This window comes from Streptomyces sp. NPDC126499 (genome assembly GCF_040302485.1).
Lineage (GTDB): Bacteria > Actinomycetota > Actinomycetes > Streptomycetales > Streptomycetaceae > Streptomyces.
Genome location: NZ_JBEOUO010000011.1, coordinates 86,807 through 108,277, shown reverse-complemented (window position 1 = coordinate 108,277; position 21,471 = coordinate 86,807). Strand labels below are relative to the sequence as shown.

At 73.1% G+C, this 21,471-nt stretch carries 15 protein-coding genes and 1 pseudogene; 1 reads left to right on the top strand and 15 read right to left on the bottom strand.

The window, feature by feature from the left end; genetic code table 11:
* Nucleotides 1–10: 10 nt before the first annotated feature.
* The 13 genes and pseudogenes from ABTZ91_RS18580 to xylA form a co-directional block, all read right to left on the bottom strand.
* Nucleotides 11–1,122: pseudogene (locus ABTZ91_RS18580) on the bottom strand (pectinesterase family protein).
* A gap of 259 nt (nucleotides 1,123–1,381) precedes the next feature.
* Nucleotides 1,382–2,875, bottom strand: coding sequence for a polysaccharide lyase family 1 protein (locus tag ABTZ91_RS18575; protein ID WP_352078239.1), 1,494 nt, complete (start codon nucleotides 2,873–2,875; stop codon nucleotides 1,382–1,384).
* 2 nt (nucleotides 2,876–2,877) lie between these two features.
* Nucleotides 2,878–3,681: a rhamnogalacturonan acetylesterase gene (locus ABTZ91_RS18570; RefSeq protein ID WP_352078238.1), complete on the bottom strand. Its 804-nt coding sequence runs from the start codon at nucleotides 3,679–3,681 to the stop codon at nucleotides 2,878–2,880.
* Nucleotides 3,678–5,018 carry a sugar ABC transporter substrate-binding protein gene (locus ABTZ91_RS18565; RefSeq protein ID WP_352078237.1) on the bottom strand — a complete coding sequence of 447 codons (1,341 nt, stop codon included), beginning with the start codon at nucleotides 5,016–5,018 and terminating at the stop codon, nucleotides 3,678–3,680. Before ABTZ91_RS18565 ends, ABTZ91_RS18570 begins: the two co-directional genes overlap by 4 nt.
* A gap of 91 nt (nucleotides 5,019–5,109) precedes the next feature.
* A complete protein-coding gene (locus ABTZ91_RS18560) occupies nucleotides 5,110–6,663 on the bottom strand; it encodes a family 43 glycosylhydrolase (protein ID WP_352078236.1) in 1,554 nt (517 codons plus the stop codon).
* Nucleotides 6,660–7,505 (bottom strand): PmoA family protein, encoded by an 846-nt coding sequence (locus ABTZ91_RS18555; RefSeq protein ID WP_352078359.1) that lies wholly within the window; start codon nucleotides 7,503–7,505, stop codon nucleotides 6,660–6,662. Before ABTZ91_RS18555 ends, ABTZ91_RS18560 begins: the two co-directional genes overlap by 4 nt.
* Nucleotides 7,506–7,585: 80 nt before the next feature.
* On the bottom strand, nucleotides 7,586–8,797 hold the full coding sequence (locus ABTZ91_RS18550; RefSeq protein WP_352078235.1) for a Gfo/Idh/MocA family oxidoreductase: 1,212 nt from the start codon (nucleotides 8,795–8,797) through the stop codon (nucleotides 7,586–7,588).
* Nucleotides 8,794–9,687 (bottom strand): carbohydrate ABC transporter permease, encoded by an 894-nt coding sequence (locus tag ABTZ91_RS18545; protein ID WP_352078234.1) that lies wholly within the window; start codon nucleotides 9,685–9,687, stop codon nucleotides 8,794–8,796. Before ABTZ91_RS18545 ends, ABTZ91_RS18550 begins: the two co-directional genes overlap by 4 nt.
* Nucleotides 9,684–10,622 carry a sugar ABC transporter permease gene (locus ABTZ91_RS18540; RefSeq protein WP_352078233.1) on the bottom strand — a complete coding sequence of 313 codons (939 nt, stop codon included), beginning with the start codon at nucleotides 10,620–10,622 and terminating at the stop codon, nucleotides 9,684–9,686. Before ABTZ91_RS18540 ends, ABTZ91_RS18545 begins: the two co-directional genes overlap by 4 nt.
* Nucleotides 10,623–10,872: 250 nt before the next feature.
* Nucleotides 10,873–12,606 carry an L-arabinonate dehydratase gene (gene araD, locus ABTZ91_RS18535; RefSeq protein WP_352078232.1) on the bottom strand — a complete coding sequence of 578 codons (1,734 nt, stop codon included), beginning with the start codon at nucleotides 12,604–12,606 and terminating at the stop codon, nucleotides 10,873–10,875.
* Nucleotides 12,603–13,505: a dihydrodipicolinate synthase family protein gene (locus tag ABTZ91_RS18530; RefSeq protein WP_407077978.1), complete on the bottom strand. Its 903-nt coding sequence runs from the start codon at nucleotides 13,503–13,505 to the stop codon at nucleotides 12,603–12,605. Before ABTZ91_RS18530 ends, araD begins: the two co-directional genes overlap by 4 nt.
* Before the next feature lie 2 nt (nucleotides 13,506–13,507).
* Nucleotides 13,508–14,152 carry a GntR family transcriptional regulator gene (locus ABTZ91_RS18525; protein ID WP_352078230.1) on the bottom strand — a complete coding sequence of 215 codons (645 nt, stop codon included), beginning with the start codon at nucleotides 14,150–14,152 and terminating at the stop codon, nucleotides 13,508–13,510.
* 283 nt (nucleotides 14,153–14,435) lie between these two features.
* Nucleotides 14,436–15,605: a xylose isomerase gene (gene xylA / locus ABTZ91_RS18520; protein ID WP_352078229.1), complete on the bottom strand. Its 1,170-nt coding sequence runs from the start codon at nucleotides 15,603–15,605 to the stop codon at nucleotides 14,436–14,438.
* Nucleotides 15,606–15,714: 109 nt separating this feature from the next.
* Between xylA and xylB the strand changes: the two genes are divergently transcribed.
* Entirely contained in the window at nucleotides 15,715–17,202 is a 1,488-nt protein-coding gene (xylB, locus tag ABTZ91_RS18515) for a xylulokinase (RefSeq protein WP_352078228.1), read from the top strand.
* Nucleotides 17,203–17,554: 352 nt separating this feature from the next.
* On the opposite strand, the gene ABTZ91_RS18510 is transcribed toward xylB, so the two are convergent.
* On the bottom strand, nucleotides 17,555–19,132 hold the full coding sequence (locus ABTZ91_RS18510) for an arabinogalactan endo-1,4-beta-galactosidase (RefSeq protein ID WP_352078227.1): 1,578 nt from the start codon (nucleotides 19,130–19,132) through the stop codon (nucleotides 17,555–17,557).
* Between the two features lie 291 nt (nucleotides 19,133–19,423).
* Entirely contained in the window at nucleotides 19,424–21,442 is a 2,019-nt protein-coding gene (locus tag ABTZ91_RS18505) for a beta-galactosidase (protein ID WP_352078226.1), read from the bottom strand.
* Nucleotides 21,443–21,471: the final 29 nt, after the last annotated feature.

Below are 21,471 nucleotides of genomic sequence, written 5' to 3'. Positions count from 1 at the left end.
GTACCGGGCGTCAGAGGTGGAGAGCGCCGCGCGGGTCCCAGTCACCGAGATACGCCGTCCGGGTCGCCGCCGCGGCCTGCCCGGCCGTCAGCTGCGGCCGGTTCTCCGGGACCGACACCTCCGCGCCCGGGCCGGTGTTGCGGTACTCGGCGAACCGCTGCCGCTGCCACGGGTGGGCCTCACGCATGTGCGCGTACGGGGCGACCGCGTCGATCCCCGGCCCGAGCACGCTGTCGCGGACGACCAGGGACGGCCAGGCCGTCGGGTCCGAGCCCGCACCCACGGCCGCGCCAGCTTGTAGAAACCGTCCGGAGCCTCGCTCGTCACCCGGCAGCGGGACGCCAGGAAGCCGTACGGGGTGGTGCGCGCGGTCGACGGCGCGAAGACGAAGCCCAGCGGCGCGTCCGTCCGGTCCTCCCGCAGCAGCGTGTGGAACCGGCAGTGCTCGAAGACCGCCGTCGCCCGGCCGAAGACGAAGTCGACGTCGCCCTCGACGTGGCAGTGGGCGAAGTACTGCCGGGCGACGTGGGACAACGCCATCGAGTCGGCGTACAGGGTGTCCTGGTGGCCGAGGAACCGGCAGTGCCGGAACGCCGACCGGTCGCCCTGCACCTTCAGCGCCACCGCCTGCGTCCCGCTGCTGCCGGGCAGGTCGCTGCGCAGGAAGTCGTTGGCGAAGGTGACCCAGTGGGCGCTGAACCCGTCGGCCTGCACGGTGGTGGTCGCCGAACCGGTCGTGCCGTACGGCGTCCCGTCCGGGCGGAGCGTGCCGGCCGCGTTGTCGAAGACCACCACGACGTCCCGGGCGTCCTCGCTCGCCCCGATCCACGTCATGTCCGCACGAGCGGCGCTCACCGCGACGGTCTCGCGGTACGTGCCGGGCGCCAGGACCAGCGTCCAGCCGGGGCCGCCCGCGGCCGACACCGCCGCCTGGACGGAGCGGTGGTCACCGAGGCCGCCCGGGTGCACGAACAGCGTGCGCGCGGTGAGCCGCGCCGAGGGCGAGCCGAACCGGCCGAAGGGACGGCGCCGCTCCTGGGCGCGCGCCGCGGCGGGCACGGCGAGGACGAGCGCCGCGCCGGCACCCGCGCTGAGCAGGGCACGGCGGCTGAACGAAGGCATGGGGAGGCTCCTCGCGAGAGAGAAGGGCAGGGGGAGTGGAGGGCCGGTGCGGGGCCGCCGCGACAGGAGGCAGACGGCGCCGCACCGGCAGTACGGGAAGGGCGGGGCTCGGGCCAGGGCCGTACGGGAGGGGTGGGGCTCAGCGCAGAGGCGGAGCTCAGCCCAGGCCCGGCCCCAGGATCAGAGCTCAGGCCAGGTCAGGCCAGGTCAGGCCAGGTCAGGTCAGGTCAGGCCAGGCCAGGCCAGGTCAGGCCAAGGCTCAGCGTAGGGTGCGGCCCGCGCCCGCGCGGTGGCCGATCAGACCCGGCAGCGCCTGGGGCCGGTCGACCCGGGCGCGCAGCGTGGGCGTCCAGCCCGCGTCCGCGCGCAGCACCTCACCCGGGAACTCCGCGTTGTGCACGGCGAGCAGATCGACCGCCCGCCCGTTGACGAGGTTCCCGGACGTGGTGACCGGGGCGTCCTTCCACTTCTTCAGGATCCGCCCGGCCGGGACCCCCTCGGCGAGCGTGAACGCGTTCTTCTCCGCGACCAGCTGCGACTCCTGCCCGATCCCGAGGGAGTACGCGTACGGCGGACCCGGCACCACGAAGTGGTTGTTGTACGCGTCGACCTTGCCGAACCGGACCCGCGGCGCCCGCTCGACCACGTTCTTGAAGAGGTTGTGGTGCAGGGTGACCCGCAGCTTCCCCCGGTCCGTGGCGGCCGCGCTGTCGCTGTTGCCGATCATCAGCGTCTTGTCGTGGTCGGCGAACACGTTCCACGAGGCCGTCACGAGGTCCGCGCCCCGCACGATGTCCAGCTCGCCGTCGTGCTGCTGGTACAGCTCCCCGTAGTACGACGGCAGGGAGGAGTCCGGGTGGGCCCCGTCGGTGAACGTGTTGTGGTCGATCCACACGTGCGTGGAGCCGTACACGACCATGCTGTCGTACTCGGAGTTCCACGCCCCCGTCGCCCCGTCCGTCGGATCCCACTGCGGGAAACAGTCCAGCGGGCTCTCCAGGGTGAGGTTGCGGACGATGACGTTGTCCACGCCGGTGATCTGCAGGCTGCCACCGGTGATCCCGGCGGAGCGCCCGACCCCGACGACGGTGGTGTTGGCGGGCACCTTCACCTTGACCGCCTGGCCCTGGCGGGCCGCCGACGCCGCCCGCAGGTCCTCCTGCGGGCCGCTGACCTCCTTGTCGTAGCCCCACACCTTCGGGTCGTAGGCGGCGAGATAGGCGCCGAAGTCGTAGCCGGGCTCCTCGAACGCCGAGCAGCCCGCGGCCGTCGCGTCCAGCGTTCCCACCACCCGGACGATCCGCGGCTCCGTGCCCGGCACGGCGAGCGCGGCCCGGAACTCCTCCCAGGTGGTGACCGTGAAGACCCGGGACGCGACGGCCGCCGAGCCGCCGGTCGTCCCCGTGCCCTCCGAGGCCCAGCCGTCCCCGGCACCGAGCACGGCCCGCTCGGGGGAGGACCCGGTGTGCCCGGCCTGTCCGGTCGTGTCGGTCTGCGCGCCCTGTCCGGTCTGCGCGCCCTGCCCGGCCTGCGCGCTCGGTCCGGTCCGGGCGACCTGTCCGGCCTGGGGTGCGTGCGCGGCCTGCCCGGCCTGCCCGGCCTGCCCGGCCTGGGCGACCGGCACCGGTCCGGCGACCGCCGCGGCCAGCGCGACCGCGCCCGCCGCCCACGCCTTCCCCGTACGCCGCGTGCCCCGCGTCCCGCCGGTCGTCCGCGTTCCCGGCACTCCCCGCGTTCTCCGCTCGTGACCCATGCTCAGCTCTCCTCCGAATCGGGCCAGGTGATCCACCCGGCGGGTATCGCGTCGTCCAGCCGGCGCGTCTCGCGCGGCGCCAGCACCCCGGTGCGCAGCAGCTCGCCCGCCACCAGCCGGGCCACCTCGATCGCGCCCGGCGGGTTGAAGTGCGTGTTGTCCTGCTCGGCCGGCGTCCAGTTGAAGTACGTCTTCGTCGCCTCCGGTCCCAGCTCCTGCCACAGCGCCAGGGACAGCGCCTCCAGGTCGAGCAGCGGCACGTCGTCCTCCCGCGCCACCGCCCGCATCGCCGCCGGGTACGCGCCGAGGGTGCGCTGCGCCGTCCCGGCGGCGTCGAACCGGCGCCGCTCCACCGAGGTCGCGATCACCGGCAGCGCCCCGCGCTCGCGGGCGCCGGTCACGAAGACCCGCAGGTTCTCCTGGTAGGTCGTCCACGGGTCGGTGCCGCGCGCCGGGTCCGTGGTCTTCTGGTCGTTGTGGCCGAACTGGACGATCAGCACGTCCCCGGGCCGTACGGCCTCCAGGATCGGCTCCAGCCGCCCCTCGGCGAGGAAGCTCTTCGTGCTGCGGCCGTTGACGGCGTGGTTGGCCACCGTGACGTCCCGGTGCAGGAAGAACGGGAGCGCCATGCCCCAGCCGGTCTCGGGCGCGGCATCGGCGTACTTCCGCGCGGCGGTGGAGTCGCCGGCCACGTACAGGGTGCGCATGCGGGTCCCCCTCGGGGCTGCGGCGGCGGCCGCTGCCCCGGCCGGGGCGAGCGCGAGGCCCGCCCCGGCCGCCAGCAGACCGCGGCGGGTCACGGTCACCGGCCCAGGCTCTTCCACTCGGCCTGTGCCTCGTTCAGCTGCTCGGCGAGGTCGTCGAGGAACTCCTTCGCGGACATCGTGCCGAGCAGCACCTTCTGGAAGGCGGGCTCGTTGTCGGCCTTGGAGATGGTGTTCCAGTCCGGCAGGTAGTACGGCAGCTGCACGATCACCGTTTTTCCGCTGAACAGGGCCTCGGCGGCGAGCCGGGTCGGCTCGGACTGCCGGATCCAGGCGTCCTTCGCGGCCTCGGTGTTCGACGGGATGGCGCCCGCCGACTTGTTCCACTTGCTGTTGGCCTCGTGGGAGGCGGCGTACTCGATGAACTTCCAGGCCGCCGCCTTGTTCTTGCTGGACGAGAACAGGCCGAGGCCGTCGACCGGGTTGGAGACCTGCACCCGCGTGCCGTCGTCCTTGGTCGGGTTGGGGATGCCCCGGAACTTCTCGGTGCCGAGTGCCTTCACATGGTCCTGGTAGGAGCCCAGGTTGTGGTTGAGCATGCCGATCTCGCCGCTGTCCCACTGCGCGACCATCTTGGTGAAGTCGTTGTTGACGTCGGCGGCGGGGGTCGTCCGCTTGAACAGCCCGGCGTACTTCTCCAGGGCCGCCACGTTCGCCGGGTCGTTGACGGTGGTCTTGTCGCCCTTCCAGAAACTGGTGATCCCGCTCTGGCCGTACATGGCGTCCAGGGCCTGGGCGACCGAGCCGGCACCGCCGCGGATCGTGTAGCCGAAGCGGTTCTTCTTCCGGTCCGTCAGCTTCTCGGCGGCCGTGTAGAACGCCGACCAGGTGGACGGCTCCTTCAGACCGGCCGCCTCGAACAGATCGGTGCGGTAGTACAGGACGCCGTTGTTGGCGGAGGTGGGGACGGTGAACAGCTTCCCCTGGCCGCCGGCCGACTTCACGCTCTCGACCATGCCCTCGTTGAGCTTGCCCTTGAGCGGGCTCGCGTCGACCCGCGCGTCCAGGGGCTCCAGGGCGTTCTGCGCGGCGATCCCGGCCAGCATGGCGGCGCCGACACCGCCGACGTCGGGCAGGCCGCCGCCCTGGATGGCCGTGTCGTATTTGGACTGCACCTCCTTGGAGGCGATCCCGACGTACTTCACCTTGATGTCGGGGTTCGCCTTCTCGAAGTCGGCGATGATCTCCTTCCAGATGTCGGTGCGGACACCGCCGTTGTTGTCCCAGAAGGTGATCTCGCCCTTGCCCGAGCCCTCGCCGCCCTTGTCGCCGGCGGCGCCGCTGCCGTCGTCGCCGCAGGCGGAGACGGTCAGCGCGAGCACGGTGGTCAGGGCGAGGGCGCAGGCGGCTCTGTACCGTCCGCCACGGAAGACGTTCATCGTCGGCTCTCTTCTCTCGGGTCGTGCGGGGATACGGTGGATGCAGGGGTACGGGTGTGGGGGCTGGGGTGCGGGAGGGGGAAGCGGGGAGCTACGGGGTGATGCGGAACGCGGTGAACTCGGCCGTCCCGGCGTGCCCGGCCCCGGGCGGCGCCGCGGCGAACAGGCCGAGCAGCGCCCCGACCCACCGCCAGGGCGTGGCGGCGAATTCCTGACCGAGCGGAACGAATCCCCCGCCGGTGTCCGCCGCGAAGCGGCAGCGGGCGTCGGCGGTCAGTTCGATCCGCAGGGAGGCCCGGCCGCCGGGCGCGGGCAGCGACGGCGCCGCGTCCCGTTCCCGGTCGGCGTTCGCCGGGGCGAACCGGTGCACGAGCCGCACCGCACCCTCGCCCTCGCGGGCGAGCCCGATCCAGCTGTAGGCGTCACCGAGGACCACGAGCCCGGCCCTGGCCCCGGGCGCCGTCGTCCGGGCGTCCAGGGCGAGCACCACCTCCACGGCGCAGGCCCGGGCCGGCATCCGCTGGGTGAGGATCCACGGCAGGGCCCGCAGATCGTCGATGAGCTCGGTGCGCCCGCACGTCAGGCGCAGCCCGTCACCGGCGTGCCCGACGGTCCAGCCCGCCGCCGGGTTGGCCGTCCACTGCCACTGACGCCCGAACCGCCCGCCCGGGAACCGGTCGTCGCACACAGGCGCCGAGACGGGCTGTTCCGGCAGGTCCGGCTTCGGATGGACCAGGACGGGTGCCCCGTCGCGGCCGAGCACCGGCCAGCCGTCGCCGTCCCAGCGCATCGGCTGGAGGTGCACCACCCGTCCGTGCGCCCCGCGCTGCTGGAAGTGCAGGAACCAGTCCTCGCCCCGCCCCGTGCGCACCCAGCCGCCCTGATGGGGGCCGTTGACCGGGGTGTCGCCCTGGGCCAGGACCACCCGTTCTTCGTACGGGCCGAAGAACGACCGCGACCGGAAGGCGCCCTGCCAGCCCGTGGCCACCCCCCCGGCCGGCGCGAGGATCCAGAACCAGCCGTCGTGCCGGTACAGCTTGGGCCCCTCCAGGGTGAACCAGCCGGGGATCCGGTCGGCGTCGACCAGCGTCGTGCCCGCGTCCAGGAGCCGGGTGCCGTCCGGGCTCATCCGGTGTCCGGTCAGCCGGTTGTTGAACCCCGCGCGGGACTTGGCCCAGGCGTGCACCAGATACGCCTCGCCGGTCTCCTCGTCCCACAGCGGGCACGCGTCGATCAGCCCCCGGCCCGCCTTCACCAGGTGCGGCTCGCTCCACGGGCCCCGTACAGAAGGGGAGTTCACCTGGAAGATCCCGTGGTCGGGATCGCCCCAGAAGATCCAGAACCGGCCGTCGCGGTGACGCAGCGACGGCGCCCACACCCCCGCGTCGTGCCGGGGCGCGGCGAACGCCGCCTCCGGCCGCAGCCGGTCGAGGGCGTGCCCGACGAGCGTCCAGTTGACGAGGTCGCGCGAGTGCAGCAGCGGCAGGCCGGGGGCGCGTCCGAAGCTGGACGCGGTCAGATAGAAGTCGTCGCCCACCCGGACCACATCGGGATCGGACCAGTCGGCGGCGAGCACCGGATTGCGGTAGGTCCCGTCGCCCAGGTCCCCGGTCGGCGGTTCCGGCTGCCCGTAAGGAGCGGTCATGACGCCACCGCCTCGCGGACGAGGGCCGCGGCGGCCACCCGGTCGAGCCGGCCGTCGGCCACCACGGTGACCACCCGCCGTACCACCGTGCCACCGGCCGGGACATCGAGCCGACGGTGATGGGCGAGGGAGGATCCGACGCCCGGATACTCCGCGGCGCGGACGAACCACGGATCACGCCGGGTCTCCTCGTCCGCCCCGGCGAACACCAGCGTCCAGCCCTCGCCGGCGAGCGCGACCCAGTCGCCGCGCCTCCCGTGCACGGCGGCCTCCCCGTCCCCGGCCGCGCCGAACACCTCCGGCGGGGCCGCCTCCTTGGGGGCACGCCAGAAGAACCCGCCGTACGCGGCGCCCGGACGTCCGTTGGTCGCGGGGCTGCCGATCGAGAGCCCCGCCCCCGACGCGTCGGTCAGCGCGAAGCCGAGGTCGAGCGCCCAGGCCGTGGGGGTCAGCGCCCGCAGCCGCAGGATTCGTTCCTCTCGAAGAACAACTCCGCCGCCGGCCGTCCAGCTGAGCAGCTCGGTGAAACCGTCCGGCGCGCACCGGGCGAAGCCCTCGTGCCGCTGGGCGCCGTGGTTGTCGAGCTCGGTCGGCCCCCGGCCGCGCACGAAGGTCCGCCCGCCCCAGAAGTTGTGACCGCCCACGTCGGGCACCGCGACCGACACCCCCAGATGGTGCGGATGGTCGGCGGGCAGCAACTCGCTGACCGGCACCCCCGCCAGGGTCGTCACCGGGTGCAGAAAGGGACGGGGGGAGTGCCGGGCCGAGAGACCCGGCCGGGTCGTGTACGAGGCCACCGGCCGCCCCGCGCAGCGCAGCTCCAGGACGTCGGGCGCGCCCACCGGACCACCTGCGGCGCCCACCGGACCACCTGCCGTGCTCACCTGACCACCTCCGGCGCTCACCGGACCACCTGCCGTGCTCACCGGACCACCTCCCGCGCCCGCCGCGCCCAGGGCGCGCCCAGCTCGGAGAACAGCCTCAGCGTCTCGGCGCTCTCGTCGACGAGCCGCCCGATCCCGGGCACCGTCCGCCGCGGCCCGCCCTCGCCCCGTACCGTCCGCCGAAACTCCTCCGGAAGCTCCACCGGGTCGGGAGCGCACCGCACGGCCTCCACCACCCGCATGAACGCGCCCGTCTCCTCCGGCGGCACCAGCAGCCGCTCGCCGGCCGTCAGATGGGCGATGAGGTTCTCCAGGAGTCCGGTGCGGCCGTGCGCGGTCTCCACCGGGCCGTGCCCGGCCCGCTGGAGCAGCACCCGGTCCTGCTTGTACCAGAACGTGATGCGCCCGCGGCTGCCGTGCACCACGACATACGGCTCGGCAGCCGTCTCCGCGCACAGCGTCGCCGCGACCGTCACCTGCGGACCGGCCGCCGTGACGATCCGGACGCAGGAGGTGTCGTCGGACTCGATGGCGTGCGCGCGGGACAGTTCCGTCTCGATGTGGACGACGTCCTCGGCGCGCGAGGCGCCCGCGAGCGCGAGGGCGGTGGCGACGGCGTGGGCCAGCGGGTTGGTGAGTGCCCCGTCGACGACGTCGGCACCGTCGAGCCGCCGCCGTCCCGCCCACGGCGCCCGCCGGAAGTACGCCTCGTCACGCACCCACGCCCCGGCCCCGCCGACCCCGAGCAGCTCGCCGATCACCCCGTCCGCGATCAGTTCCCGGATCGCGGGCACGGCGTGCGAGCCGAGCGACTGGAAGCCGACCTGGCAGGCCACCCCGGCCGCCGCGACGCCCTCGGTCATCCGCCGGAACTCCGCGTAGGAGGGGGTCGGCGGCTTCTCCAGGAGGAGGTGGACGCCGTGCCGGGCGGCCACGAGAGCGAGGTCGGCGTGGGTGGCGATGGGAGTGCAGACGATCGCGATCCGCGCGCCGGTGGCGGCGAGCAGTGCGTCGAGGTCCGGCGACTGCGCGGGCAGCGCCTCGAAGCCGGCCAGCTCCGTGGCGTCCAGCGGGCTCAGCTCGCAGACCCCGACGAGCCGGACGAGCCCCGCGCCTTCGAGGCGACGCAGCTCGCCCAGGTGCCAGCGGCCGTGACCCCGGGCCCCCGCGAGCACCACGGGCACCGGCGTATCGACCCGTCCGACCCCTCCGACCCGCCCGATCGGGCTGTTCGGGCTCAGTGCGCTCATCCCTTCACCGCCCCCGCGCTGAAGCCGGTGACCAGCCACTTCTGGATGAAGGCGAACACGATCACCACCGGCACGGCGGCGATCACCCCGCCCGCCGCGAGCGCGCCGAGGTCGACGCTGTCCGCGCCCATCAGGGTGTTGAGACCGACCGGGATGGTCTGCTTCTCCTGGTTGCTGAGGAACATCAGGGCGAAGAGGAAGTGGTTCCAGGCGTGGACGAAGGCGAAGGAGCCGACCGCGACCAGGCCCGGCCGCAGCAGCGGCAGCACCACGATGCGGAAGGCCTTGAACCGTCCGCAGCCGTCGACCCACGCGGCCTCCTCCAGGGAGTACGGCACGTTCCGGATGAAGCCGCTGATGAGGATCATTGACAGCGGCAGCTGGAACACGGTCTCGGCGATGATCACGCTCCCGAAGGAATTGATCATCCGCAGGCCGGCGAAGATCTGGAACAGCGGCACGAGCAGCAGCGCGCCCGGCACGAACTGCGAGCACAGCAGGGCCAGCATGAAACCCTTCTTGAGCCGGAAATCGAAGCGCGCGAGCGCGTATCCGCCGGCCAGGGCCACCACCGTCGTCAGGAAGAGCGTGGCGACACCGATGTACACGCTGTTCTCGAAATAGGTGGCGAAACTGCGCTCGGTCCACACCTTCTCGAAGTGGGCCGTCGTCATCGGCCACGGCACCAGCGAGGTCGAGCCGGCCGGGCGCAGCGCGAAGAGCAGGATCCAGTAGAAGGGGATCAGGGTGAAGAGGAGATACGCTCCGAGCGGAAGATAGATCTGCCAGCGGGGCACCTCGTCCCAGGCCCGGTGCCGCTTGCGGCCGCGGGGCGCCCCGGGCGGGGCGGCCGCTTCGGCCCGGACCTCGATCCGGTCGAGGACGGTCATCGGTTCTCGCCTCCGAACTTGCTCAGGCGCAGATACACCGTCGAGCAGAAGAGCAGGATCACGAACGCCACCGTCGTCAGGGCGGACGCGTAGCCGAAGTCGTGCGCGTCCACACTGGTGTGGGCGATGTACAGCGGCAGGGTGGTCGTCACGCCCGCGGGCCCGCCGCCGGTCAGCGTGTACAGCAGGTCCACGTTGTTGAACTCCCACACCGCCCGCAGCAGCGTGGACAGCACGATCGCGTCCTTGAGGTGCGGCAGCGTGATGTGGCGGAACTGCCGCAGCCGGCTCGCCCCGTCGACCTCGGCCGCCTCGTACAGGTCCTTGGGAATCGACTGCAGGTCGGCGAGGATGAGGATCGCGAAGAACGGCACCCCGCGCCACAGGTCGGCCACGATCGCGGCCGGGAAGACGGTGGCCGTGTCGGACAGCCACGACGTGCCGTACGAGCCGATGCCGGCGTCCGCGAGATAACGGCTGATGCCGGTCTGGGAGTTGTAGAGCAGCACCCAGATCGCTGAGGTCAGCACCCCGGACACGGCCCACGGCGAGAACACCAGCGCCCGGCCGAGCGCGCGCCCCACGAAGGTCTGGTTCACGATCAGCGCCAGCGCGAGACCGAAGAGCAACTGGAGCGACACCTCGACCACGACCCACTTGAGGCTGAAGGCCAGCGTCCCCCAGAAGTGCGGGTCCTCGGTGAACAACTCGGTGAAGTTGGCGAGCCCCGCGAAGCCGTTCCGCCACGGTTTGGTGGGGTTGTAGTGCTGGAGGCTGTAGTAGAAGACGCTGAGCACGGGGTACGCGATGAAGCCCAGCATCAGCAGCCCGGCGGGCGCGATCAGCAGATACGGCAGTCGGCGTGGGGGGCCTCCGGGGCGGCGGCGCCCGGGCGGGCGCACCGCCCGGGGCGGTGGGGTCACAGCTGTGGCCATGACGGCGGCTCCGTTCTGGTGCGTGGTGCGACGCGACGGTGAAGCGCTTCGCGGATGATGTTCGGGATTTCGGACAGGCGGGACGGAGTACGGGAACGGGTGTACGGGGCGGAGACCGGCACCGGGAGTGCGGGACCGGCGACCGGTACCCGGAGTGCGGCGGCACCCGGAGCGCGCGACCGGGTGTACGGGGCGGCGGGGCCTGGGGCGGCGACCCCGCCGCCGGCCTCGGAGGGGCGGTACGGAGGCTTCAGCCCGCGTACGGATCGGGCGTGACCCCCGGCCGGGCCAGGAACGCGAAGTCGCAGCCCGTGTCCGCCTGGGTGATCTGCTCGCTGTACAGGGCGCCGTAGCCCCGCTCGTACCGCGCGGGCGGCGGTGTCCACACGGCCCTGCGACGCTCCAACTCCTCCTCGTCCACGTCCAGATGGAGCGAACGGCCGGGCACGTCCAGCGTGATCAGGTCCCCGGTGCGGACCAGCGCGAGCGGCCCCCCGACGTACGACTCGGGCGCCACGTGCAGCACACACGCGCCGTAACTCGTGCCGCTCATCCGGGCGTCGGAGATCCGCACCATGTCCTTGACCCCCTGCTCCAGGAGGTACTTGGGGATCGGCAGCATCCCGTACTCCGGCATGCCCGGGCCGCCCTTGGGCCCGGCGCCGCGCAGCACGAGGACGTGGTCGGGGGTGATGCCGAGCGCGGGGTCGTCGATGGTGCGCTGCATCGTGCGGTAGTCGTCGAAGACGACCGCCGGACCGGTGTGCTCGAGCAGCCGCTGTTCCATCGCGATGTGCTTGATCACCGCCCCGTCGGGGCACAGATTGCCGCGCAGCACCGCGAGCCCGCCCTCGGCCGCCAGCGGCCGCTCCCGGGGCCGGATCACCTCCTCGTCGTGGACCAGCGCCCCCGCCAGCTGCTCCCGCAGCGTCGGGTGCGCGACCGTGGGCCGGTCCAGGTGCAGCACGTCCGTCAGCCGCGACAGGAACCCCGGCAGACCGCCGGCGAAGTGGAAGTCCTCCATCAGGAACCGCCCGCCCGGCCGCAGGTTCGCGAGCACCGGCACCGTCCGCGCGATCCGGTCGAAGTCGTCCAGAGTCAGCCGCACTCCGGAGCGCCCCGCCATCGCGATCAGATGGATCACGGCGTTCGTCGAGCCGCCCAGCGCGAGGACCGCCGCGACCGCGTCCTCGTACGCCTCCCGCGTCAGGATCCGCGACAGCCGCACATCCTCCCGTACCAGCTCCACGATCCGCATCCCCGACGCGGCGGCCATCCGGTCGTGCCCCGAGTCCACCGCCGGGATCGACGACGCCCCCGGCACGGTGACGCCCAGCGTCTCCGCCGCGGCCGTCAGCGTGGACGCCGTACCCATGGTCATGCAGTGGCCGGGGGAGCGGGCGAGACCGTTCTCCAGCTCGGCCATCTCGCAGTCGCCGATCCGCCCGGCCCGCTTCTCGTCCCAGTACTTCCACATGTCCGTACCGGAACCGAGGGTCTCCCCGCGCCAGTGACCCGGCAGCATCGGCCCCGCCGGCACGAACACCGCCGGCAGGTCGACCGAGGCCGCGCCCATCAGCAGCGCCGGCGTCGACTTGTCGCAGCCGCCCATCAGGACGGCCCCGTCGACCGGGTACGAGCGCAGCAACTCCTCGGTCTCCAGGGCGAGAAGATTGCGGTAGAGCATCGGCGTCGGCTTCTGGAAGGTCTCCGACAGCGTCGACACCGGGAACTCCAGCGGGAAGCCGCCCGCCTGCCAGACCCCCCGCTTCACCGCCTGCGCGCGGTCCCGCAGATGCACATGGCAGGGGTTGATGTCCGACCAGGTGTTCAGCACCGCGATCACCGGCTTGCCCAGGTGCTCCTCGGGCAGATAGCCGAGCTGCCGGGTCCGGGCCCGGTGACTGAAGGACCGCAAGCCCTCCGTGCCGTACCACTGGTGACTGCGCAGTTCCTCGGGACGCCGTCCCGCACCGGCGCTCACACCGGCCACCCGGCGGCTATCCCGGCGACCTCGGCCCGGGCGGCCTCCGGCAGCTGCCGGCTCGGCGGCCGGATGTCGCGCCGGCACAGACCGAGCGAGGCCAGCGCCTCCTTGACCACCGTGACGTTGTCGGCGCTGCCGTCGGCCGCCCGCAGCTCCTCGAAGCGTCGGATCCGCGCCCACACCTTCATCGCCGCCGGATAGTCGCCCGCCCGCAGGGCGTGCAGCATCTCCAGGGAGAGCGCCGGAGCGACGTTGACCAGACCGGAGGTGAAGCCGGTCGCCCCGCCCGCGAAGTAGGAGGGGGCGTACGGCTCGGCGAGTCCCGCCACCCACACGAACCGCTCCAGGCCCGCGTCCCGGGCGAAGCCGGCGAACCGCGCCGCGTCCGGCACGGCGTACTTCACGCCGATCACGTTCGGGCAGGCGTCGGCGAGCTCGGCGAGCCGCGCTCCGCTCAGCCGGGGGTTGCGCAGATACGGCACGATGCCCAGCTCCGGCACGGACTCCGCGATGGCCCGGTGGTAGTCCACCCAGCCGGAGGCGGAGACGTACGGATGCACTGGCTGATGCACCATCAGCATCCCGGCGCCGGCCTCGCGGGCGTGCCGCGCGGTCTCGATCGCGGTCGGCAGGTCGTGGCCGACACCGACCAGGACGGCGGCCCGGTCGGCGGCCTCCTCGACGGTCAACTCGGTGACGACGAAGCGCTCTTCGGGAGTGAGGGCGTAGAACTCGCCCGTGTTCCCGTTCGGCGTGAGGGTGCGCACGCCCGCGTCGAGCATCCGGCGCAGCAGCGTCCGGTGGGTGTCGGTGTCGAGGCCGCCGTCGGCGGCGAACGGGGTCACGGGGATGGCGACCACGTCGGCGAGCGCGGCCCGCAGGTCGTCGAAGGGCATGCTCACTCCGTCTCCTCGGGGAAGGCGCGGGCGACGAACGAGGCGATGTGGTCGTGGACGGCCCGCCCGGCGCCCTCGACGTCCCCGGCGGCGGCGAGGCGCAGGATCTCCTCGTGCTCGGCGGCCTCCCGCTCCCAGGAAGGGACGGCCGCCCAGGCCACCGTGGACACCAGGGCCGCCTGGTCCCGGACCTCGTCGAGCATCCGGCCGAGCAGCGGGTTGCCGCAGGGGAGGTAGAGCGCCCGGTGGAACTCCCGGTTGGCGAGGGAGCGTTCGGCGGTGTCCTCGGCGAGGGCCGCCCGGTGCAGCGCCTCACGGGCGGCGTCCAGGGGCGCGCCGGCCGCCACGGTCCTGCGGACCGCCTCCGGTTCGAGCAGCAGGCGCACGTCGTAGACCTCGCGGGCCATGTCGGCGTCGACCATCCGGACCGTGACGCCCTTGTACTGGTTCAGCACCACGAGCCCGCTCCCGGCGAGGGTCTTCAGCGCCTCACGCACCGGGGTCTTCGACACCCCGAAACGCGCGGCGAGTTCGGTCTCCACCAGCGCCTGGCCCGGACTGAGACCACCGGTGAGGATGTCGTGTTTGATCGCCTCCAGGACGAACTGGGTGCGGGACGGGATGGGGCTGGGGGCGGCGAAGGCCATGACGCACTCTCAGATCTCGCGTATCGCGTCTCATATATGACGTACGAAGTGCAATGCCGATGAAGCTAAGGGGGCGGTGATGTTTCGTCAATGCTTCGCGCAGGATTGATGGAAAGCGCTTGCTGCGGTGTGCCGTCCGGGCGCTCGCCGCCGTCGCACGCGGGCTTGCCGCCGCCTGACGCGGCACGATCCCGCCGGCCGATGCGGCGCGGCCCCGTCGCTCGACGCGGCGCGACCCCGTCGGCCGGAGCCGACGGGGTCGCCGTGACGTGGGGAGGGGCGGTCAGCGCACCCCGAGCAGATGCTCCAGGGCCAGCTGGTCCAGGCGCTCGAACGCCATCGAGCGCTCCGCCGCCGCCCGCGCGTCGAAGGTCTCGTACGCGGTCGGGTCGGCGAGCAGTCCCGCGAGCCCGTCGGCGGCCGTGGGGGCGGCCAGTTCGTCCAGGCGGGAGGCGGCCAGGGCGGCGACGACCTCGGGGTCGGCGCGGAAGGCGGCGGCCCGCTCCTTCAGGATGAGGTAGTTGCGCATGCAGTTCTTCGCGGACTCCCACACCCCGTCGAAGCCGTCCGTGCGCACGGGCTTGAAGTCGAAGTGGCGCGGGCCCGGGTAACCGGCCGTCTCCAGGAGGTCGACCAGCCAGAAGGCCTGACGCAGATCGCCCGCGCCGAACCGGAAGTCCTGGTCGTACTTGATCCCGGACTGGCCGTTGAGGTCGATGTGGAAGAGCTTGCCCGCCCACAGCGCCTGCGCGATGCCGTGCGGGAAGTTGAGTCCGGCCATCTGCTCGTGGCCGGTCTCCGGGTTGACGCCCACGAGCTCGGGCCGCTCCAGACGCTCGATGAAGGCCAGCGCGTGCCCGATGGTCGGCAGCAGGATGTCGCCGCGCGGCTCGTTGGGCTTGGGCTCGATCGCGAAGCGCAACTCGTAACCCTGCTCGGTGACGTACTGGCCGAGCAGGTCGAAGGCCTCCTTCATGCGGTCCAGCGCGACCCGGACGTCCTTGGCGGCACCCGATTCGGCGCCCTCCCGGCCGCCCCAGGCGACGTACACCGAGGCGCCGAGCTCGACGGCCAGGTCGATGTTGCGGATCGTCTTGCGCAGCGCGAAGCGGCGCACGTCACGGTCGTTGGCGGTGAAGGCGCCGTCCTTGAAGACCGGGTGGGTGAAGAGGTTGGTGGTGGCCATCGGCACCTTCAGACCGGTGCGGTCGAGTGCGGCCCGGAAGCGTTTGACGGCCGTATCGCGCTCGTTTTCTTCCGCTCCGAACGGAATGAGGTCGTCATCGTGGAAGGTGACGCCGTACGCGCCGAGGGCGGCGAGCCGCTCGACCGACTCGACCGGGTCGAGGGCCGGCCGGGTCGCGTCCCCGAAGGGATCACGCCCCTGCCAGCCGACCGTCCACAGGCCGAAGGTGAAGCGGTCGTCGGGAGTGGGGAGGAGGTTCTGCGGCATGTCCGGCTCCTTCGCGAGGCTGGCCGCCTGATTTGTTTTCTGAGATAACTAATACAGCCGGGGAGCCGTCGGGCGCCAGAGCCCGCACCCGGCGAACGAGAGGTGGCCCATGTCCCAGCGTCCCGTGGTCATCGGCGTCGACAGCTCCACCCAGTCCACCAAGGCCGCCGTCGTCGACGCGGAGAACGGCGCGCTGCTCGCCCTCGGCCGCGCCCCGCACACCGTCACCGGCGAGTCCGGAGCCCGTGAGACCGACCCCGAGGAGTGGTGGGGCGCCCTCGCCCTGGCCGTCTCCGACGCGCTGAAGCAGGCCGCCGTCCCGCCCGCCGCCGTCACCGGCATCGCCGTCGCCGGACAGCAGCACGGCCTGGTCGCCCTCGGCGCCGACGGCCGCCCGCTGCGCCCCGCCCTGCTGTGGAACGACACCCGCTCCGCACCCCAGGCCGCCGACCTCACCACGGCTCTCGGCGGCCGGGACGCCTGGCTCGACCGCACCGGATCCGTCCCCGTCGCCGCCATGACCGCCGCGAAATGGCAGTGGCTGCGCGCCCACGAACCCGCCACCGCCGACCGCACCGCCGCCGTCCGGCTCCCGCACGACTTCCTCACCGAGCGGCTCGCCGGCGTCGCGATCACCGACCCTGGTGACGCCTCCGGCACCTGCTGGTACGACACCGCGCGCGCCGCCTACGACCCCGAGCTGCTCGCCCTCATCGGCCTCGACCCCGCCCTGCTCCCGGCCGTCGCCCCCACCGCCGCCACCCGCGCCGGCTCCCTCACCCCCGCCGCCGCCGACGCCCTCGGCCTCCCGCCCGGCATCGTCGTCGCCGCCGGAACCGGCGACAACATGGCGGCCGCCGTCGGCCTCGGCCTCGGCGGCGCCGCCGGAGGCGACGGACTCCTCGACCACCCGGTCGTCAGCCTCGGCACCTCCGGCACCGTCTTCGCCGCCACCCGGACCCGCCCCGCGAGCTCCGGACTCTCCGGATTCGCCGCCGCCGACGGCGGCTACCTCCCACTCGGCTGCACCCTCAACTGCACCCTCGCCATCGACCGGATCGCCACCCTCCTCGGCCTCGACCGCGAGGACGCCGCACCCGGCGACGGCCTCGTCCTCCTGCCGTACCTCGACGGCGAACGCACCCCCGACCTGCCCCACGCCACCGGACTGCTCACCGGCCTGCGGCACTCCAGCACACCCCGCGCCCTGCTCGGCGCCGCCTACGAGGGGGCCGTCTTCACCGTGCTGCGGGCCCTCGACGAACTCCTCGCCGCCTGCGGGCTCGACCCCGCCGACCCGGCCGTACGCGACCGGCCGCTGCGGCTCATCGGCGGCGGCGCCCGGGGCCGCGCCTGGACCGAGACCGTACGGCGCCTCTCCGGCCGCCCGCTCGTGGTCCCCGCAGCCACCGAACTCGTCGCCCTGGGTGCCGCCGCCCTCGCCGCCGCCGCGGTCACCGGCGCCGAACCGGTCACGCTCGCCCGCGCCTGGGGCACCGGCGAGGGCGAGACCCTGCCCTCCGTACCCCGCGACGAGGACACCTGGCACCGCATCGCGGACGTCCTGGACCGGGCGGCCCCCACGCTGCTGAGCTGAGCGAACGGGGGCGCGCCGGGGGGGAGGGGAGCACCGGGGTTGGGCCGAGAGCCGCACCGGGGGCTGCGCTGGGAGTTGGGCCGAGAGCCGCACCGGGGCTGTGCCGGGCGGGACGGTGGCGCGGGCCGCCCGGTTTCGTTCCGCTCGGAGGGGAACCGGGCCGCCTGTAGGGGTGCGTTCGGCGCGGGGGTTTCGTTCCGCTCGGAGGGGAACGGAGCCTCCTGAGGGGTGGGTCCGGCGCGGGGGCTTTGTTCCGCTCGGAGCGGAACAAAGCCCCCCTCCCGTAGTGGTGCGTCCGCGTCCGGCGGGGTGCCGAAACACCGGCCCGGCACCCCCGCCGGTCGTCCATGGCTCAGCGGTGGGAGAGCAGCGCCGCCGCCGGGAGCAGCCGGTCGTCGTAGCCGAAGAGCGCCTGGTTCTCCCAGCCGTTGCCCGAGGACGGGTTCGCCGGGTCCCAGCCGTTGCCGGCGACCGCCGTCCACGTCGGCTCCCAGTACACGACCCCGAGGCCACGACCCGCAGGAACCGCCTCCACCACGCTCATCACGTCACGCAGCCACGCCGACTGGCCGGCCGGACCGGCCGGGTAGCCGGGGACCAGTTCGGCGGTGGTGTCGATGATGTTCTCGTGCGCGTCCTCGCTGTCCAGCCTGAACGGGTACGCCGTCTCCACCACCAGGACCTTCTTTCCGTACCGAGCGGAAATATCGTCCAGATTGGTCTGGAGGTCCGACAGCGGCCCGTGCCAGTAGCCGTAGAACGACAGGGCGATCACATCGAAGGGCACGCCCTGCGCGGTCGCGTTGTCGAACCACCACCGGTACAGCGCGTTGTCACCGCCGTGTGCCAGATGCAGCGCGATCTGCGTCGACGACGAGACCGCCTTGGCGGCCGACACCCCCGACTTCAACAGCCCGGCGAGCTGCGACCAGTTGTCCGTCGAACCCTCCGGCCACAGCATTCCGGTGTTGATCTCGTTGCCGATCTGCACCATGTCGGCCGTCGTGCCCTGCGCCTTCAGCGCGTTCAGCACGTCGTAGGTGTGCTGGTAGACGTCCGTCCGAAGCTGCGCGTACGAGTGCCCGGACCACGCCGCCGGCTTCGACTGGGCCCCCGGGTCCGCCCAGGTGTCGGAGTAGTGGAAGTCGACCAGCAGTCTCATGCCCTGCGCCTTGATGCGCTTGGCCATGGTCAGCACCCGCGCCTTGTCGTTGTAGCCGTCGGCCGGGTCCACCCACACCTTCAGCCGGCCGTAGTTGGCGCCGGCGGACTTCAGGATCCCGAGCGCGTCGCCGGCGGCACCTCCGCTCGTGCGGTAGACCCCGCCGAGGTCCTCGCTCTTCCTCAGCGTCGAGACGTCGACCCCCTTCACCGGCACCCCGGCCGTCCCGGGTGTCAGCGTCAGGTCGTCGACGTTGATCCAGTTACCGGCGCTGGCGTCGGAGTTGACGCTCACCGTGCAGGCGCCGCCGCGGACCACGACCGGTGTGACGATCCGTATCCACGCTCCGTTCGGCGTCGGCGGCAGCTCCGTCCGCTGCTCGGCGGAGCCGCAGTTGCGCAGCGCGAGGTAGGCGGCGTTCTGCCCGCCGCTGGAGCGCACCCACGCACGGAGGGTGTGACTGCCGTCGGTGAGCCCGGTCAGGTACTGATAGGTCTCCACCTTGTACGCGGAGGCCGACCAGTGCGTCAGCCGGTGGCCGCCGCCGTGCCCGCCGGCCTCCGTGAAGGAGGCGGTGTTCTGCCCGGTGGCGGAGTACGTGGACCAGCCCGCGGGCGTCGCGGTCCCGGTCCCGTCGGCCTCGAAACCCGGGTTGGTGAGGGTGCTCGCGGCCCGTGCCTCCTGGGCGGGCAGCGGGACGAGCAGCAGAGCGCCGAGCGCGGCGGTCACGGCGGTGGCTCGCAGGGTCCTGCGTGGTGCGGCGTGCATCGTCGAGTCCCTTCGACGTTGAAGGATGAACAGTGCCGTGCGTGTGGTGCGAGTGGTGCAGGTGGCGCGGTTGATGCAGATGGTGCGTGTGTGCGGGTGATGCGGGTGCGCCTGTGGTGCGGGTGGTGCGCCGCCCCACCGGTCGGCGCCGCCCCACCGGTCGGCGCCGCGCCACCGGCCAGGGCCGCGCCACCGTTCGGCGACGCGCCTCACCCTGGGACGGCGCGCCAGCCGGCGCGACAGGCGCCGCGCCAGGCGGCCGCCCCAGGTGAGATCAAGGGGTGTGCGCCGTCAGCCGTCCAGGCGGACGACCCGAACCGCCCCCGCCGGGACCTCCACCTGCCCGTCGACCCGTGCGCCGCCGAGCAGTTCGGTGCCCGGGCCCTCCAGCGGGACCTTCGTGTCCTCGGCGGAGTGGTTCAGGACGAACAGGAAACGGCCGCCCTCGCCGGCGCGCCGGACGACCTCCACGTCCCGCGGCAGCGGCCGCGTCGCCACCCCGGCGTCGTCGCACGCGCCGCCCAGGACGGGGCCCAGCGAGGCCGCGTCCAGGCGGGTGGAGACGTACCAGGCGGTGCCGCGCCCGAGCCGGTGGCGGGTGACGGCGGGGCGACCCGCGGCCGGGCCGTCGGCGTAGGTCCACACCGGCTCCGCGCCCCGCGGCACGACGAACTCGGTCCACACGTCCGCCGTGAGCCCGGCACCGCCGGGCCCGGACAGCCGCACCTCCTCGCCCGCGAGCAGCGGCGACCACTCCTCGACGGTGAGCCCGAGCACGTCCCGCAGCACCCCCGGGTAGGGGCCCTCGTGGACGGCGTCGTGCTCGTCGACGATGCCGGAGAAGTACGAGACGACGAGGGTGCCGCCGCTCTCCACGTACGCGCGCAGGTTCCGCCCGGCGGCCTCGGTCGCGAGGTAGAGCGCGGGGACGACGACCAGCGGGTAGGCCGACAGGTCGGCCTCGGGGTGCGCGAAGTCGACGGTCAGGTGCCGGTCGTACAGCGCCTCGTACCAGGCGTCGGCGCGCTCCCGGGCGTCGTGGTCCTCGCTCGGCCGCCACTCCAGGGACTGCGCCCACCAGGACTGCCAGTCCCACAGCACGGCGACGTCGGGCACGGTCCGGCTGCCGCGCACCTCGGCCAGCGCGTCCAGGCCGGCGCCGAGGCCCACGACCTCGCGCCAGATCCGGGTGTCGGTCCCGCCGTGCGGCACCATCGCCGAGTGGAACTTCTCGGCGCCGCGCCGGGACTGCCGCCACTGGAAGAACATGGCGCCCTCGGAGCCGCGGGCGACATGGGCGAGGGAGTTGCGGGCCATCTCGCCGGGGCGCTTGGCCGGGTTGCGGGGCTGCCAGTTGACGCCGCTGGTGGAGTGTTCGAGGAGCAGCCAGGGCGCGCCGCCGGCGACGGAGCGGGTGAGGTCGGCGGCCATGGCGAGGTTGACGTGGGTGCGGCGGCCGTCGGTGATCAGGTAGTGGTCGTTGGTGACCAGGTCGACCTCGCGGCCCCAGGCCCAGTAGTCGAGGGCGTCGCACTGGCTGAGCGCGGTCATGAAGTTGGTGGTGACCGGGATGCCGGGGGAGAGCCGGTGGAGAATGTTCCGCTCGGAGCGGAAGTTCTCCCGGATCGTGGCGTCGGTGAAGCGCCGGTAGTCGAGCTGCTGGGCCGGGTTACCGACGGTGGGAGTGAGCCGGGGCGGGTCGATCTGCTCGTACGTGGTGTAGCGCTGCCCCCAGAAGGCGGTGCCCCACGCCTCGTTGACGGCCTCGACCGAGCCGTAGGTGCCGGCGAGCCAGTCGCGGAACCCGGCGGCGCAGGTCTCGCAGTAGCAGGCGCTGACCGGCACGCCGTACTCGTTGTGGACGTGCCACAGGGCGAGCGCCGGATGCCCGGCGTAGCGGGCGGCGAGCGCGGTGGTGATGCGCGCGGCGGCGTCCCGGTAGGCGGGCGAGCTGTGACAGATGGCCCCGCGCGAGCCGTAGGAGTGGCGCACGCCCTCGCGGGTGACGGGCAGCGCCTCCGGGTGCGCCCGGTAGAACCAGGCCGGCGGCGCGACGGTGGGGGTGCCCAGGTCGACCCGGACGCCGTTGTCGTGCAGCAGGTCGAGGATCCGGTCGAGCCAGCCGAAGTCGTGGCGTCCGGGCTCGGGTTCGAGCAGCGCCCAGGAGAAGATGCCGACGCTGACCATGGTGACGCCGGCCTCGCGCATCAGCCGGACGTCCTCGTGCCAGACGCTTTCCGGCCACTGTTCGGGGTTGTAGTCCCCACCGAAAGCGAGCCGGTGCAGGCCCTGGGGAGCGGTCGGCGGCATGCGTGTCTCCTGGAACGTCGGGATCTGAA

Excerpts from the sequence above, each read along its gene's own strand:
- ABTZ91_RS18575 (WP_352078239.1), bottom strand. The coding sequence starts at position 2,875 with ATGGGTCACGAGCGGAGAACGCGGGGAGTGCCGGGAACGCGGACGACC.
- ABTZ91_RS18565 (WP_352078237.1), bottom strand. The coding sequence starts at position 5,018 with ATGAACGTCTTCCGTGGCGGACGGTACAGAGCCGCCTGCGCCCTCGCC.
- ABTZ91_RS18560 (WP_352078236.1), bottom strand. The coding sequence starts at position 6,663 with ATGACCGCTCCTTACGGGCAGCCGGAACCGCCGACCGGGGACCTGGGC.
- ABTZ91_RS18550 (WP_352078235.1), bottom strand. The coding sequence starts at position 8,797 with ATGAGCGCACTGAGCCCGAACAGCCCGATCGGGCGGGTCGGAGGGGTC.
- ABTZ91_RS18545 (WP_352078234.1), bottom strand. The coding sequence starts at position 9,687 with ATGACCGTCCTCGACCGGATCGAGGTCCGGGCCGAAGCGGCCGCCCCG.
- ABTZ91_RS18540 (WP_352078233.1), bottom strand. The coding sequence starts at position 10,622 with ATGGCCACAGCTGTGACCCCACCGCCCCGGGCGGTGCGCCCGCCCGGG.
- ABTZ91_RS18530 (WP_407077978.1), bottom strand. The coding sequence starts at position 13,505 with ATGCCCTTCGACGACCTGCGGGCCGCGCTCGCCGACGTGGTCGCCATC.
- ABTZ91_RS18525 (WP_352078230.1), bottom strand. The coding sequence starts at position 14,152 with ATGGCCTTCGCCGCCCCCAGCCCCATCCCGTCCCGCACCCAGTTCGTC.
- xylA (WP_352078229.1), bottom strand. The coding sequence starts at position 15,605 with ATGCCGCAGAACCTCCTCCCCACTCCCGACGACCGCTTCACCTTCGGC.
- xylB (WP_352078228.1), top strand. The coding sequence starts at position 15,715 with ATGTCCCAGCGTCCCGTGGTCATCGGCGTCGACAGCTCCACCCAGTCC.
- ABTZ91_RS18510 (WP_352078227.1), bottom strand. The coding sequence starts at position 19,132 with ATGCACGCCGCACCACGCAGGACCCTGCGAGCCACCGCCGTGACCGCC.
- ABTZ91_RS18505 (WP_352078226.1), bottom strand. The coding sequence starts at position 21,442 with ATGCCGCCGACCGCTCCCCAGGGCCTGCACCGGCTCGCTTTCGGTGGG.